This is a genomic window from Salinicola acroporae, assembly GCF_003206615.1.
In the GTDB taxonomy this organism is placed as follows: Bacteria; Pseudomonadota; Gammaproteobacteria; order Pseudomonadales; family Halomonadaceae; genus Salinicola; species Salinicola acroporae.
In genome coordinates this window covers 192972-207050 of sequence record NZ_PZJW01000004.1, presented here as the reverse complement: position 1 = coordinate 207050, position 14079 = coordinate 192972, and the positions used below count along the sequence as shown (strand labels likewise).

Sequence of the window (14079 nt, the reverse complement as noted above, 5' to 3'; positions counted from 1 at the left end):
TCGCTAGCCTTTTCCGTGATCACCCTGATCGAAGGTGGCGCCCTGTGGACCGAGCACCGCGCGAATCTCTGCGTTCAATGCCGCGGGAGAGGCACCCGACGCCACATGAAGCGAGCCGAATCCCAATTTCCCCGCCAGTGTAGCCAACCGCGGACTCGAGACGATTAGCGGTTGGTTCAACGCAACCGGGCCACACCACGTGACCAAATGTTGCAATATTTCCCCGCTGGTCACCACCAATGCGGCGAAATCGCCATGTTCGAGCCACCCCTTGGCAGGCGGCGAAGGCGCTCGGTAATGGCGCCGGTAGAGCACCAGGACCTCGACATCGGCTCCCCGCTCTCGCAGCCGTTCCGGCAGTAGTTCCCGGCCCGACTCGCCGCGTGCCAGCAGCATGCGCTTGCCCGCCACCGCCTTGAGCGACGCCACTTCCAGCAGCGCTTCGCTGTGCTCGCCGCTGGCCCGTGGAGGAAGGACCGCCGGCACGCCCAGCTCCGCGTGGAGCCGCTCCGCGGTAGCTTCGCCGACGGCGTAGAAACGCAGCCCCTGCGGCAACTGCGGCCAGTATGACGCAATGGCCTCGGCAAGACACGTCGCCGCCTGCGGGCTGACCACGATGATGCCGTGGAATTGATCCAGATCGAGTATTGCCGCCCGGCCGCTGTCCGACAGCGCCACGGGCTCCAGGCGCAGGATGTCGAGCGCGGCCGTGACCAGGCCGCTCCGTTCCAGCGTTCGCGCCAGTACCTCGCCACGCTCGCCGGGACGCGTCAGCAGTACGCGGCCCGCCATCACTCGCTGCCAGCGCCCCCGTAGACTTCGGCGAGGATCTCGCCGGCCCCCTGGGCCAGCAGCTCTTCCGCCACCCGAATTCCCAGCGACTCGGGCTCCATGGCCGACCCTCGGCCCTCGGCGCGCAGGACGGTTGAGCCGTCCGGATGCCCCACCAGTCCACGCAGCCAGAGCGTATCGCCATCGTTCTCGAGCATGGCGTAGCCACCGATCGGCACCTGGCAGCCGCCATCCAGGCGCGTATTGAGCGCCCGTTCGGCACGCACCCGGGTTGCCGTCGCAGTGTGGTCCAGCGGCGCCAGCAGGGAGACCAGCTCGGCATCGTCATGACGACACTCGATGCCCAGCGCCCCCTGGCCGCAGGCTGGCAGGCTCTCCTCCGGCGTGAGCTCCGCGGTAATCCGGTCGGCGAGCCGGAGCCGTTCCAGCCCCGCCGTGGCGAGGATGATCGCCTCGAAATCGCCAGCGTCGAGCTTGCCCAGGCGCGTCTGGACGTTGCCCCGCAGCGAGAGCACCTCCAGGTCTGGCCGACGCGCGCTGACCTGCAGGCCGCGGCGCAGGCTTGAGGTGCCTACCCGCGCGCCCTGGGGCAGCGCATCGACGCTGGCGTAGGCGTTGGAGACGAAGGCGTCGGTGGGCGCTCCACTTTCCAGGATCACCGAGAGTCCGAGTCCCTCGGGGAACTGCATCGGCACGTCTTTCATCGAGTGAACGGCCAGGTCCGCCCGACCGTCGAGCATCGCCTCCTCGAGCTCCTTGACGAACAGCGCCTTGCCGCCGACCTTGGCCAGTGGCATATCGAGGATCTGATCGCCGCGGGTGGAGAGCGGTACCAGCTCGATGGTCAGGTGCGGATGATGGTGTTCGAGCAGCGCCTTGACGTGTTCGGCCTGCCATAGCGCCAGGGCGCTCTTGCGGGTTGCGATTCTCAATCTGTTAGCGTCGAGCACGCCATTCTCCGAGTGGGATGGACGCCCCGAAACGCCTGGGCAGGCGCTTCGGGATTCGTCATCAAGTGGGTGTTCGTCTGCGCGAACCTCATTGGCCCATGATAAAGCAGTCACCCACCGAGTAAAAACGGCTACCGGAAGCCGCGCGGCAGACCGTGCATCCCGCTCTTCGACCGCAAGTTTCAGCGTCCTATGCCGACGCTGTCTCTGATACACTCGGGCAATCGTTTCGCAGTTTTCACCCGTAGACCACGCAGAGCTCGATTTTCGATGACGCAGGCAACCAACCAATCCTGGGGCGGACGTTTCAGCGAGCCCACCGATGCATTCGTCGCCGCCTTCACCGCTTCGATCCCGTTCGACAAGCGTCTCTATCACCACGATATTCGCGGTTCGATCGCCCACGCCACCATGCTGGCCCGGGTCGGCGTCCTGACCGACGACGAGCGGGACCGTATCGTCGATGGGCTCAACGCCATCGAGGCGGAGATCGAACGCGGCGACGTCGAGTGGTCGATCGCCCTCGAAGACATCCACATGAACATTGAAGCGCGGCTGACCGACAAGATCGGCATCACTGGCAAGAAGCTGCATACCGGACGCTCGCGCAACGACCAGATCGCCACCGATATCCGGCTCTACCTGCGCGACGAGATCGACGCCGTGGCCGCCGAACTCGCGCGCCTGCGCAGTGGCCTGATCGAGCTGGCCGACCGCGAGGCGGATACCATCATGCCCGGGTTTACCCACCTGCAGACGGCGCAGCCGGTGACCTTCGGCCACCATCTGCTGGCGTGGCAGGAGATGCTGACACGGGATCACGAGCGCCTGCTCGACTGTCGCAAACGGGTCAACGTGCTGCCGCTGGGCGCGGCGGCGCTGGCCGGCACCACCTACCCCATCGACCGCCACGTCACCGCCGAACTGCTGGGCTTCGACCGGCCGGCGGAGAACTCGCTGGATGCGGTGAGCGATCGCGATTTCGCCATCGAGTTCACCGCCTTCGCCAGCATCCTGTTGATGCATCTATCGCGGATGAGCGAAGAGATGGTGCTATGGGCCAGTGCCCAGTTCGATTTCGTCGATCTACCGGACCGTTTCTGCACCGGCTCGTCGATCATGCCGCAGAAGAAGAATCCTGACGTGCCGGAACTGGTACGCGGCAAGACCGGCCGGGTCTACGGCCACCTGATGAGCCTGTTGACGCTGATGAAGTCCCAACCGCTGGCGTACAACAAGGACAACCAGGAAGACAAGGAGCCGCTGTTCGACACCCTCGACACGGTCAAGGGCTGTCTGCGCGCCTTCGCCGACATGGCACCGGCGCTGGTAGCCAAGCCGGACAACATGCTCGAGGCGGCGCGCCGGGGCTTCTCGACCGCTACCGATCTCGCCGACTATCTGGTCAGGGCCGGTGTCGCGTTTCGCGATGCCCACGAGATCGTCGGCAAGGCGGTCGCCTACGGCATCGAGCAGGGCAAGGATCTCTCCGAGATGTCCCTCGACGAGCTCAAGCGCTTCTCCGATGTGATCTTTGATGACGTATTCGAGGTGCTGACGCTGGAAGGGTCGGTCGCCGCCCGCAACCATATCGGCGGGACCGCGCCCGACCAGGTTCGCGCCGCCGCCCAGCGCGCCCGCGATGCGCTCGCCACGTTGCAGGAGAGCCGTCATGTCGCGTAACGCCGCACTCGCCATCGTCCTGGCCACGATGCTGCTGGCGCTGGCCGGTTGCGGCCAGAAAGGCCCGCTCTACCTGCCCGGCGACAGCGAGGCTTCGAAGACCTACGACCCGCAAGGGGATTACGAACCGTCGCAGCCAGCCTCCTCCAGGCAGACGCCCGCGAAGCGCGACCCCGACGCATCGTCTCGTCAGCCGGCAGCGCCCCAGGCAAGCCCGGCGCCGGCAGCCACCTCGCCGACCGCCGAGGAGCTGCCGTGACCCCCGACAACTTCCCCGTCCGCGATGGCGTGCTGCATGCCGAGGGTATTGCGCTGGATCAACTGGCCGAGCAGTACGGCACGCCTTGCTACGTCTACTCCCGGGCCGCCCTGACCCGGCACTTTCGAGCCTACAGCGACGCCCTGGGCGACATGCCACATCTGGTCTGCTATGCGCTCAAGGCCAACTCCAACCTTGCCGTACTCGACGTGCTCGCCCGTCTCGGTGCCGGCTTCGACATCGTCTCGGTGGGCGAGCTGGAGCGCGTCCTGGCAGCCGGTGGCGATCCGGCCAAGGTGGTCTTCTCCGGAGTCGCCAAGCAGGCCGACGAGATGGCACGCGCCCTGGAAGTCGGCATCAAGTGCTTCAACGTCGAATCGCGGCCGGAACTCGAGCGCCTCGATCGCGTCGCCGCCGAGCGCGGCCAGGTCGCCAACATCTCGATCCGGGTCAATCCGGACGTCGATGCCAAGACCCATCCCTACATTTCCACCGGGCTCAAGGCCAACAAGTTCGGCGTGGCCGCGGAGGAGGTGTTCGACCTCTACGCCTGGGCCGCCGAACGGCCGAACCTCAAGGTCGTTGGGCTCGATTGCCATATCGGCTCGCAGTTGACCGAACTCTCGCCCTATCTCGATGCGTTGGATCGTCTACTCGCGTTGATCGACCGACTCGCCGATCACGGTATCGTGATCGAGCACCTGGACATCGGTGGCGGGCTGGGCGTCACCTATCAGGATGAGCGTCCGCCGGCGGCTGGCGATTTCGTCCACGCGGTGCGAGAACGCCTGCGAGGTCGTGAACTGGCCTTACTGCTCGAGCCGGGCCGCTCCATCGCCGCCAACGCCGGCGTGATGCTGACCCGAGTCGAGTATCTCAAGCCCGGCGAGACCAAGAACTTCGCCATCGTGGATGCCGGCATGAACGATCTGATCCGGCCATCGCTGTACCAGGCGTGGCAACGCATCGAACGCGTCGATACCCGTCCTTCGCGGCCAAGCGCCATCTACGACGTGGTCGGCCCGATCTGTGAAAGCGGCGACTTTCTCGGCCAGGAGCGCGAACTGGCGATCGCCGAAGGGGATCTGCTGGCGGTGCGTTCGGCCGGCGCCTATGGCTTCGCCATGGCATCCAACTACAACAGCCGCGGCCGTCCTGCCGAAGTCCTGGTCGACAGCGATCGAAGTCATCTGGTCCGTCGTCGCGAGAGCCTCGACTCGCTGTGGGCGCTGGAGTCACGGCTGCCGGGGGAGAGCTGATGCTGCTGAACTTCACCAAGATGCACGGCCTGGGCAACGACTTCATGGTGGTGGACCTGATCACCCAGCGGGCCTACCTGCGGGACGACCAGATTCGTCAATTGGCCGACCGTCACTTCGGCATCGGGTTCGACCAGTTGTTGCTGGTGGAGCCGCCACGCAAGCCGGACATGGATTTCCGTTACCGGATCTTCAACGCCGACGGCGGCGAGGTGGAGAACTGCGGCAACGGTGCCCGCTGCTTCGCCCGCTTCGTCATCGACCAGCGCCTGACCCACAAGCGCGAGTTCCAGGTCGAGACCCTGGGCGGCCCGTTGTCGCTGAAGGTCGACGACGACGGCCGGGTGCGGGTCGACATGGGCACGCCACGTTTCGCGCCGGCGGATATACCCTTCGTCGCCGATCGCGACGAGACATCGCACCATCTCGATATCGACGGCCGGACCGTCACGTTCAACGTCGCCTCGATGGGCAACCCGCATGCCGTGTTGCAAGTCGACGACGTCGACGCCGCCCCGGTCGGTGAACTGGGGCCGAAGTTGCAGCGGCACCCCAGCTTTCCGCGCCAGGCCAATATCGGATTCATGCAGATCGTTTCCCCTCACGCCATCCGCCTGCGCGTCTACGAGCGCGGCGTCGGCGAAACGCTGGCCTGTGGTACCGGCGCCTGCGCGGCGGTGGCCTGCGGTATTCGCCGAGGTGTGCTGCAGAGCCCCGTCGACGTCGAACTGCGCGGCGGCCGCTTGACGCTCGAGTGGAAAGGTGGCGAAACGCCCATCGTCATGACCGGCCCTGCCGAACGCGTCTTCGAAGGGCGCGTTGCCTTGAACTAATAAAAAGATACGGCGGGACAGGCTGCTGTCTCGTCAGGGATTCACAGGAGAACCAACGCATGTCACGCGCCCAGGTCCCCGAGCCTCGCCAGACACTGGATCCCGATCGGGTTGCCGAATGGCTGGCGCAACATACCGATTTTTTCGTCGGCCGAGAGGGACTGCTACAGCAACTCAAGGTGCCTCACCCCCACATTCCAGGCGCCGTATCCCTACTGGAGCGGCTGGTGCACGACCTGCGCCACCGAGCCGAGGACGCGGAGTGGCGGCTCGAGAACCTGCTCGAGTCGGCGCGCTACAACGAGGCGCAGTATCGCCGTACCCGCGAACTGGTGCTGGGCCTGATCGAGGCCGAGAGCGCCGATGCCCTGGCCGAGGCGCTGTCGACACAACTGGCCGAGCGCTTCCGTACCCAAGGCATCGGGCTGTGGCTGGAAGCGCCGCCAGCCTGCCACGCCACGCCCCGGGATACCAACGCCTGGCAGCCGCCCCGGTTCGCCTTGACCGACGCTGCGCGTCAGCGTCTGGAACTGCTGCTCAATGAACAGACCAGCCGCTGCACCACGCTTGACCGGGAAGACTGGGAGGCCTTGCTGCCGCACTGCACCGCCCCGCCGGAATCCGGCTCCTGCGCCATCACCCGCCTGACCCAGGGGGAGTCGCTGGGCTTCCTGCTGCTGGCCAGCCACGATGGCGAGCACTTCCGGGCCACCCTGGATACGCTGTTCACGGAGTACCTGGGAGAAGTGGTCAGCCGACTGTTGCGGCGTGCCGAGGCCTCCCGTGCAAGCCGCACTTGACGCCTTCCTGAAGCGGCTGGCGCAGCGCGCCAGTCCGGCGACGGTGGATGCCTATCGCCGCGATATCGGCGGCCTGATCGGTTATCTCGAAACCCAGGACGTGCACGCCTGGCACCAGCTCGACGTGACGTTGCTGCGCCGCTACCTGGCCCACGAACGCACCCGTGGCATGGCGCCCAGGACCCTGGCGAGGCGGCGCGCCGCGCTGTCCCGTTTCGCCGATGAGCTGGTCAGGCGGGGCGAGCTGGATCACAACCCGGTACAGCTGACCCAAGCGCCCAGACAGCCGCGCCATCTGCCGAGCCCGGTGGACGTCGACCTGCTCGGCCGATTTCTGGATACGCCTCACGACGGCGACCCGCTCGAGGTACGCGACCAGGCCATGCTGGAGCTGTTCTACTCCTGCGGGCTACGCCTGGCCGAGCTGGCGGCGCTCGAACTCTCCAGCCTCGACGAACGTCACGTGCGGGTCGTCGGCAAGGGCGGCAAACCGCGCCAGGTACCGCTGGGCAGCCGCGCGAGCGACGCCATCCGAGCGTGGCTCGGGTTTCGCAGCGCACTGGCGGGAGAGGGCGAGACCGCGCTGTTCATCGCCCAGCACGGCGGTCGCCTGGGTCATCGCTCGATCCAGGCCCGCCTGGCCGACACCGCCCGCAAGCGTGGCCTGCCGGAACACCTCCATCCGCACCGGCTACGCCACTCCTTCGCCAGCCATCTGCTGGAATCGAGTCAGGATCTGCGCGCGGTACAGGAGCTTCTCGGCCACGCCAATCTCTCCACCACGCAGATCTACACGAGGCTGGACTGGCAGCAGCTCGCCGAGGTCTACGACAAGGCCCACCCTCGCGCACGGCGCAGGCCGGCTGCCTCCTCGGACGAGAGTTCAGACAACCGCTAGGGACCACTCGCCATGCCGCTGGACGCCATCACCTTCGACCTCGACGACACGCTGTGGCACAACGGCCCGGTCATGGCCCACGCCGAGCCGACCCATTATCGATGGTTTGCCGAACAGATCGACGCCCATCGTGGCCCGACCGCAACGCCGCTGGCCGAAGCCTTTCCGCTTGAAGCCTACCAGTCCCTGCGCGCATCGCTGATGCAGCGTTATCCCATGAGCCGCGGGGATCATAGCTGGATTCGCGAACGCGCCATGGTCGAGCTGCTGCTCGAGCATGGTCTGCCACTCGCGGACGCGCAGCGCTGGGCGAGAGCGGGATTCGAGCACTTCATGACACTGCGTCACGACGTCTCGCTCTACCCGGAGGTCGTACCGATGTTCGACGCCTGGGCGCGCCGCTATCGGCTCGGCATCATCACCAACGGCAATGTCGACGTGCGCCGGCTGGCGCTGGATCATCATTTCGACGTAATCATTCTGGCTGGCGAGATGCACGCTCCCAAGCCCGACTCACGCCCCTTCCTGTCCGCCGTGGCCTCGCTCGGCACCCAGCCCTATCGCGCCCTGCACGTGGGTGACAACTGGGAGGAGGACGTGATGGCGGCCCAGCGTCTCGGCATGCATGCGGTGTGGATCGATGCCAAGAACGAGGGCGAGCGCGAACTGCCGCCGCGAGTGCATCGCGTGACGCATGTGAGAGAGTTGCCGGAGATCGTTGCCCGGCTGGACGAACAACCGCGCTGATAGCGCCTCCCCAGTGCCTCCCCGATGGCGGGGTCAACGGCACCTGACTCACGACATTGCTGGAATTGGCCACCATTCGACGCCTGTTCAGGGCGGCGCTACGCGCGGAATCGATGAGCCGGGTCTTGCATCATGGATGATGCAAGAGGTGCGTTGGGCAGGATGCCCTTTCGCGCCGACCCGAGCTCAGCGATGGCGCGCGAAGGGTTTCGCCGCCCTGGGCGTCAAAAAGGGGAGTGCGAGGGGCTTGCCCCTCGCATCAACGAGCAAAAGGGTGGCCAGTACTCGGTCAGTGGTAAGTGGGAAATTCAAATGAGTCGCCAACCCGAGGGAGCTTCAACGGGCCAACCACCGATCCATCACGGAATAAGCCTGATCCAGCCCCTGGCGCTTGAGCGCGGAGAACAGCTGCACGCTGACCAGGTCCTCCCATTCGGCCAGGCGCTGCTTGACCTGCTGCAGCGAGGCCTTGGCCGGCCCCTGTTTCAGCTTATCGGCCTTGGTCAGCAGAATGTGCACCGGCAACGCGCGGTCGTCCGCCATCTCCAGCAGCTGGATATCGAAATCGCTGAGCGGATGACGCACGTCCATCAGCAGGATCAGGCCGGCCAGCGAGCGGCGGTGCTGCAGATAATCGGCGAGATGGGCCTGCCACTCCTTCTTCATCGCCTCCGGCACCTTGGCGTAACCGTAGCCCGGCAGGTCGACCAACCTGAGCTGTTCGTCGTTCTGCAGGGTGAAGAAGTTGATCAACTGCGTGCGCCCCGGCGTCTTTGAGGTCCGTGCCAACGCCCGCTGCTGGGTCAGTGCATTGATCGCACTGGACTTGCCCGCGTTGGAGCGGCCGGCGAAGGCGATCTCGACCCCGCGATCCGACGGGCACTTGGCCAGCGCCGGCGCGCTGATCAGGAAAGTCGCGGTCTGGTAATTGCGGCGCTCGGGCGTGGCGGTCATGGTGGGCTCGATCATCTTGAGGCGTTGGCGCCGCGCAGTGTATCACGCGTACTCGCCATCGGCTGAGCGCCAACGTCATCCCCCGGTCCGCTGCCGCTGTCTCCCGGCGGCGGGCATTGGATGCCCTACGCTTTTCCGGCCATTTCTGTCAGGCTATGGGAAAGTGATCGGTAGCAGGCTAGCGAGGGAACCTCGCGGCCCTCTGAGGCTCCAACAGGCGTGGCGCGTCATCAACCGAGCCGAGGCCCCGTCGCCTGGCAGTGATTTCCTTGAAACCTGTTTCACAACAACTTATCGACCTTCAGGAGCAGTAACGCATGATCAAGTCTTTCGTGGCGCTATTGGCCGGGCTGACGTTCTCGGGCGCGGTGATGGCGGCGGACATCGTCGAGGGCCAGGACTATCAAGTCGTCGACGAACCGATGAAAACCGAGGTGCCGGCGGACCAGATCGAAGTCACCGAAGTGTTCTGGTACGGCTGCCCGCACTGCTACGCGCTGGAGAAGCCGCTCAACGAGTGGGTTGCCCAACTGCCGGACGACGTTACCTTCGATCGCATGGCAGCGCCGCTGGGTCGGGTCTGGGAGCAGCACGCCATCGCGTTCTACGCAGCCCGTCAGCTCGGCATCGAGGACGAGATGCGTCAGGACTTCATGGACGCCATCCACAAGCAGGGCAAGCGGCTGACCGACAAGGACGACATCGCCGAATTCTTCACCCATTATGGCGTCAGCAAGGAGGAAGCCCTCAAGGCGCTCGACTCCTTCGGCGTCAAGAGCGAGATCCAGCAGGCTTCGGCCAAGATGCGTGGCTACCAGTTGATGGGCGTGCCGGACCTGATCGTCGATGGCCGCTATGTGGTCACGCCCGACTCCGCCGGCTCGCTGGAAAACATGCCGAAGATTGCCAGCGCCTTGATCGAGAAAGTCCGCGAGGAACGCACCGAGAGCGAGTGACGCCATGTCTCTAGCCGTCTCGACACCCGCCAGCGAGATCGCGTCGACGTTGAAACTGCTGACCTGCAACCTGCAGGTCGGCATTCACACTTCGGCCTATCATCACTATTTCACGCGGAGCTGGCAGCACCTGCTGCCCCATCCCAAACGCAGCTCGCGACTGGATATCGTCGCCAGTACCCTGTCGGCCTACGATATCGTCGGCCTGCAGGAGGTCGATGGCGGCAGTTTCCGCTCCAGTCACGTCAACCAGGTCGAGTATCTCGCCCATCGCTCGGCGTTCGATTTTCACTTCCAGCAGCTCAACCGCAACCTCGGTCGCGTCGCCCAGCACAGCAACGGGCTGCTCTCGCGCCTGACGCCCAGCCAGGTGGACGAGCACCGCCTGCCCGGCATGCGCGGGCGCGGCGCGATCCACGCCCGCTACGGCGAAGGGCCGGATGCACTGCACGTCTTCGTCGCTCACCTGGCACTCAGCCAGCGTGGTCGCTGGCGCCAGTTGGACTATCTCGGCGAGATCGTCGAGCCGCTGCAACATGTGGTGGTCATGGGCGATCTCAACTGCACGCCGGAGCAGTTGCTGGCACACCCCCGGTTCTGCAAGGCCCTGGATCTCAATCCGCTCAAGTCGCAGCTCAGCTATCCTGCCTGGCAACCCCGCCGCGCGCTGGACCACATCCTGCTCTCCGCATCGCTCAAGGCCGAGCAACCGCGCGTGCTGGAAGCGATGTTCTCGGATCATCTCCCCATCGCCGTGGACATCCATCTGCCGGCCGGCTGCCGCCGCAGCATCGGCCTCGCCACCGGCGCCTGACACGAAAAAGCGCCCTGTGGCGGGCGCTTTCTCGGGCGTCGATGGGAGGCGCTCGACGGCTGGCGATCGTCACCGTCACCCCGCGACCCAGTTGACCCAATTGATCATCGGTGTCGGGTAGAGCCCCAGCAGGATCACCAGGGTGGCGACGCCCAGCACCACCATCCCGCCGGCGCGCTCGGCCCAGTCGTGGGTCGCATCGCGGCGCTGCATGCCGGGCTCATGCAGGAATAGGGTCACCATCACCCGCAGGTAGTAGTAGAGCCCGATGGCACTGCCGACCACCACGCTGCCGACCAGCCACCAGCGATGCGCCTCGACCCCGACCCCGATGATGTAGAACTTGCCGATGAAGCCGGCAGTGAACGGAATCCCCGCCAGCGACAGCATCGATACCGTCATCACCGCCGTGAGGTAGGGCCGCCGCCAGAACAGGCCACGGTAGTGGTGCAGCGGGCTGGCATCCGCCGTGCCGCCGGTGGCGATGTAGGGGCTCGACACCAGGGTGACGACGCCGAACGCGCCGAGCGTGGTGAGAACGTAGGTGACCAGGTAGATGCCGACGGTCTCGACCGCCAGGCCCTGGTTGACCACCAGCGCCACCAGCAGATAGCCGAAATGGGCGATCGACGAGTAGCCCAGCAGGCGCTTGAGGTCGTTCTGGGTCAGCGCCAGCAGGTTGCCCACCAGCATGGTGATCACGGCGATGAAGCCGAGCAGGTCGTGCCACCAGTTCTCGTGGAAGGCCAGCGTCGATTGGAACAGTCGCAGCAGCACCAGGAACACCGCCACCTTGCTGGCGGTCGCGAGAAACGTCGTCGCCGGCCCGGGGCCACCCTGGTAGACATCCGGTGTCCACAGGTGAAAGGGGACGATGGAGAGCTTGAACGCCAGTCCCACCAGCAGCAGGCCGGCACCGGCCAGCAGCCAGGGGTCGCTGCCGCGAGCCGATAGCGCCGCCCCCAGTTCGGCGAAGTCCAGCGTGCCCGTCACCGCATAGAGCAGCGCCATGCCGAACAGCAGGAATGCGGTCGCCGCGGCCGACAGCACCATGTACTTGATGCCGCTCTCCAGCGCACCACGGTCCCGGAAGGTGTAGGCGAGCATCCCGAACAGCGGCATCGACAGCAGCTCGATACCGAAGAACAGCGTCGTCATGTGACGCGCCGAGACCAGCACCAAGCCGCCGGCGGCGGCGCTCGTCAGCAGCAGATAGAACTCGTCCCGTGGACCTTCGTAGCCTTCGAGGTAGTGGTGAGCCAGCGTGACGCAGGCCAGCGTCGACATCAGCACCAGCACGCCGCCGAAGCGGGAAAGATCGTCGACCACCAGGACCGAAGTGACGTCGACCGAACCCAGCGTCCAGCCGAACAGCAGCGCCAGCAGTGCCGCATTGAGACCGACGGCAGTGAGAATCGCGCTCAAGGCGTGATTGCGCTTCCAGGCGATCGAGAGCATCACCACGATCACGGTCAGGCAGACCAGAATCAGCGGGGAAATGGCGAGCAGGGTCGTCAGGACACCATGATTGGCGACATCGCTCATTGGACACCTCCCGTCATCGCCGCGGCTTGCTGAACGCTCTGCTGTACCACCTGCATGGCGCCGGCCGAGGTATCCAGCAGTGGCTGGGGATAGACCCCGAAGAACACCACCAGCGCGACGATGCCGAACAGCAGTATCGTCTCGCGACGATCGAGGCCGGCCAGCGGCGTCTCCTCCACCGGCGGCCCGTAGTAGACCCGCTGCATGATGAACAGCGAGTAGACGGCGGCCAGGATCAGGCCGGCGCTGGCGATCACCACCACCCAGGGTGCCACGCCGAAGGCACCGAACATCACCATGAACTCACCGACGAAGTTGGCGGTGCCGGGCAGGCCCAGCGACGCTGCCACGAACACCAGCGCGAACCCCGGCAGGCCGCGGATACGTCCCCACAGCCCCCCCATCTGGCGCATGTCGCGAGTGTGCAGTCGCTCGTAGAGCTGCCCGGAGAGGATGAACAGTCCGGCGGCGGAGAAGGCGTGCGCCACCATCAGCGCCACCACGCCCTGCAGCGCCAGTTCGGTACCGGCATAGATACCGATCAGGACGAAGCCCATGTGGGAGATGCTGGTGTAGGCGATCAGGCGTTTCAGATCCTGCTGGCCGCAGGCCAGGATGGCGCCGTAGAAGATACCGATCAGGCCCAGCGTCATCGCCACCGGCGCGAACGCCTGGGAGGCCTCCGGAAACAGCGGCAGCGCGAAACGCAGCATCCCGTAGGCCGCCGTCTTGAGCAGGATACCGGCGAGGTCGACACTACCGGCCGTCGGTGCCTGGGCGTGGGCATCCGGCAGCCAGCCGTGCAGCGGCACCACCGGCAACTTGACCGCGAAGGCGACGAAGAAGCCGAGCATCAGCCACCAGGCCGTGGTCTCCGATAGCGGCGTGTTCAACAGATCCGCATAGGCGAAGGTGTATTCGCCAGTCGCCCCGTGATGCGCGAACACCAGGCCCAGGATGGCGATCAGCATCAGCAGGCCGCTGGCCTGGGTGTAGATGAAGAACTTGGTCGCGGCGCCGATGCGCGAACTGCCCTGGGAGCCGCTGTGCCCCCACAGCGCGATCAGGAAGTACATCGGCACCAGCATCATTTCCCAGAACAGGAAGAACAGGAACAGGTCGATGGCGAGAAAGACCCCGACCACCCCGCCCAGGATCCACAGCAGGTTGAGGTGGAAGAACCCGACCCGACGGACGATCTCCTTCCAGGAGCAGACCACCGCCATGGCACCGAGCAGGCCGGTCAACGCGATCATCAGCAGCGACAGGCCGTCGATCGCCAGATGCAGTTGAATGCCGAAGCGCGGGATCCAGTCCGCCTGCCACTCCAGCGTCCAGACGCTGGCGGCGCCCTCCGCCGGCAGCTGAAAGTCGCTGCTGACCCAGAGCCCCAGCACCAGCGCCAATTCCAGCAGCATGGTGCCCAGTGCGATCCAGCGAGGCGCCTGGTCGCCAAAGCGTTCCGCCTGCCAACAGAGCAGGCCGCCAATGAAGGGGATCAGTATCAGCCAGACCAGAGTCATGAATCAGCCATCCGCGATAGAGTGAATTCCGTTGGCGCCCGAGCTGGGGTCATCGGGGCCTCGACG

13 protein-coding genes and 1 pseudogene are annotated in these 14079 nt (G+C 65.7%); 9 read left to right on the top strand and 5 right to left on the bottom strand.

Annotation, left to right across the window (positions count from 1 at the left end; all coding sequences use genetic code 11):
* Positions 1 to 3: 3 nt before the first annotated feature.
* Both DOM54_RS06465 and hemC read right to left on the bottom strand, forming a co-directional pair.
* Positions 4 to 792 carry a uroporphyrinogen-III synthase gene (locus DOM54_RS06465; protein ID WP_110715549.1) on the bottom strand — a complete coding sequence of 263 codons (789 nt, stop codon included), beginning with the start codon at positions 790 to 792 and terminating at the stop codon, positions 4 to 6.
* Entirely contained in the window at positions 792 to 1742 is a 951-nt protein-coding gene (gene hemC / locus DOM54_RS06460; RefSeq protein WP_110715548.1) for a hydroxymethylbilane synthase, read from the bottom strand. Before hemC ends, DOM54_RS06465 begins: the two co-directional genes overlap by 1 nt.
* Before the next feature lie 270 nt (positions 1743 to 2012).
* Here hemC and argH point away from each other — a divergent pair, with 270 nt between their 5' ends.
* The 7 genes and pseudogenes from argH to DOM54_RS06425 all read left to right on the top strand — a co-directional run bounded on the left by argH (position 2013) and on the right by DOM54_RS06425 (position 8221).
* Complete coding sequence (gene argH, locus DOM54_RS06455; RefSeq protein WP_110715547.1) at positions 2013 to 3425, top strand: argininosuccinate lyase; 1413 nt, start codon at positions 2013 to 2015, stop codon at positions 3423 to 3425.
* Positions 3415 to 3522, top strand: a pseudogene (lptM, locus tag DOM54_RS20580) (LPS translocon maturation chaperone LptM); the annotation flags it as partial. The gene argH and the pseudogene lptM, both read left to right, overlap by 11 nt.
* A gap of 158 nt (positions 3523 to 3680) precedes the next feature.
* Entirely contained in the window at positions 3681 to 4943 is a 1263-nt protein-coding gene (lysA, locus tag DOM54_RS06445) for a diaminopimelate decarboxylase (protein WP_110715545.1), read from the top strand.
* Positions 4943 to 5776, top strand: coding sequence for a diaminopimelate epimerase (dapF, locus tag DOM54_RS06440; protein ID WP_110715544.1), 834 nt, complete (start codon positions 4943 to 4945; stop codon positions 5774 to 5776). The genes lysA and dapF overlap by 1 nt, the downstream gene beginning before the upstream one ends.
* A gap of 59 nt (positions 5777 to 5835) precedes the next feature.
* Positions 5836 to 6576 carry a DUF484 family protein gene (locus tag DOM54_RS06435; RefSeq protein ID WP_110715543.1) on the top strand — a complete coding sequence of 247 codons (741 nt, stop codon included), beginning with the start codon at positions 5836 to 5838 and terminating at the stop codon, positions 6574 to 6576.
* Complete coding sequence (locus DOM54_RS06430; RefSeq protein WP_240613794.1) at positions 6560 to 7474, top strand: tyrosine recombinase XerC; 915 nt, start codon at positions 6560 to 6562, stop codon at positions 7472 to 7474. The genes DOM54_RS06435 and DOM54_RS06430 overlap by 17 nt, the downstream gene beginning before the upstream one ends.
* Positions 7475 to 7486: 12 nt before the next feature.
* Positions 7487 to 8221, top strand: coding sequence for an HAD family hydrolase (locus tag DOM54_RS06425; RefSeq protein ID WP_110715541.1), 735 nt, complete (start codon positions 7487 to 7489; stop codon positions 8219 to 8221).
* 336 nt (positions 8222 to 8557) lie between these two features.
* Here the strand turns inward: DOM54_RS06425 and yihA are convergent, their stop codons facing one another.
* The gene (yihA, locus tag DOM54_RS06420) at positions 8558 to 9190 is read right to left on the bottom strand and encodes a ribosome biogenesis GTP-binding protein YihA/YsxC (protein WP_110715540.1); all 633 of its coding nucleotides are present in this window, start codon (positions 9188 to 9190) and stop codon (positions 8558 to 8560) included.
* Positions 9191 to 9492: 302 nt separating this feature from the next.
* Between yihA and DOM54_RS06415 the strand changes: the two genes are divergently transcribed.
* Together DOM54_RS06415 and DOM54_RS06410 are read left to right on the top strand one after the other, a co-directional pair.
* Positions 9493 to 10131: a thiol:disulfide interchange protein DsbA/DsbL gene (locus DOM54_RS06415; RefSeq protein ID WP_110597765.1), complete on the top strand. Its 639-nt coding sequence runs from the start codon at positions 9493 to 9495 to the stop codon at positions 10129 to 10131.
* A gap of 4 nt (positions 10132 to 10135) precedes the next feature.
* Positions 10136 to 10945, top strand: coding sequence for an endonuclease/exonuclease/phosphatase family protein (locus DOM54_RS06410; protein WP_110715539.1), 810 nt, complete (start codon positions 10136 to 10138; stop codon positions 10943 to 10945).
* A gap of 75 nt (positions 10946 to 11020) precedes the next feature.
* On the opposite strand, the gene nuoN is transcribed toward DOM54_RS06410, so the two are convergent.
* Both nuoN and nuoM read right to left on the bottom strand, forming a co-directional pair.
* Positions 11021 to 12490 carry an NADH-quinone oxidoreductase subunit NuoN gene (nuoN, locus tag DOM54_RS06405; RefSeq protein WP_110715538.1) on the bottom strand — a complete coding sequence of 490 codons (1470 nt, stop codon included), beginning with the start codon at positions 12488 to 12490 and terminating at the stop codon, positions 11021 to 11023.
* On the bottom strand, positions 12487 to 14013 hold the full coding sequence (nuoM, locus tag DOM54_RS06400; protein WP_110715537.1) for an NADH-quinone oxidoreductase subunit M: 1527 nt from the start codon (positions 14011 to 14013) through the stop codon (positions 12487 to 12489). Before nuoM ends, nuoN begins: the two co-directional genes overlap by 4 nt.
* Positions 14014 to 14079 lie beyond the last annotated feature (66 nt).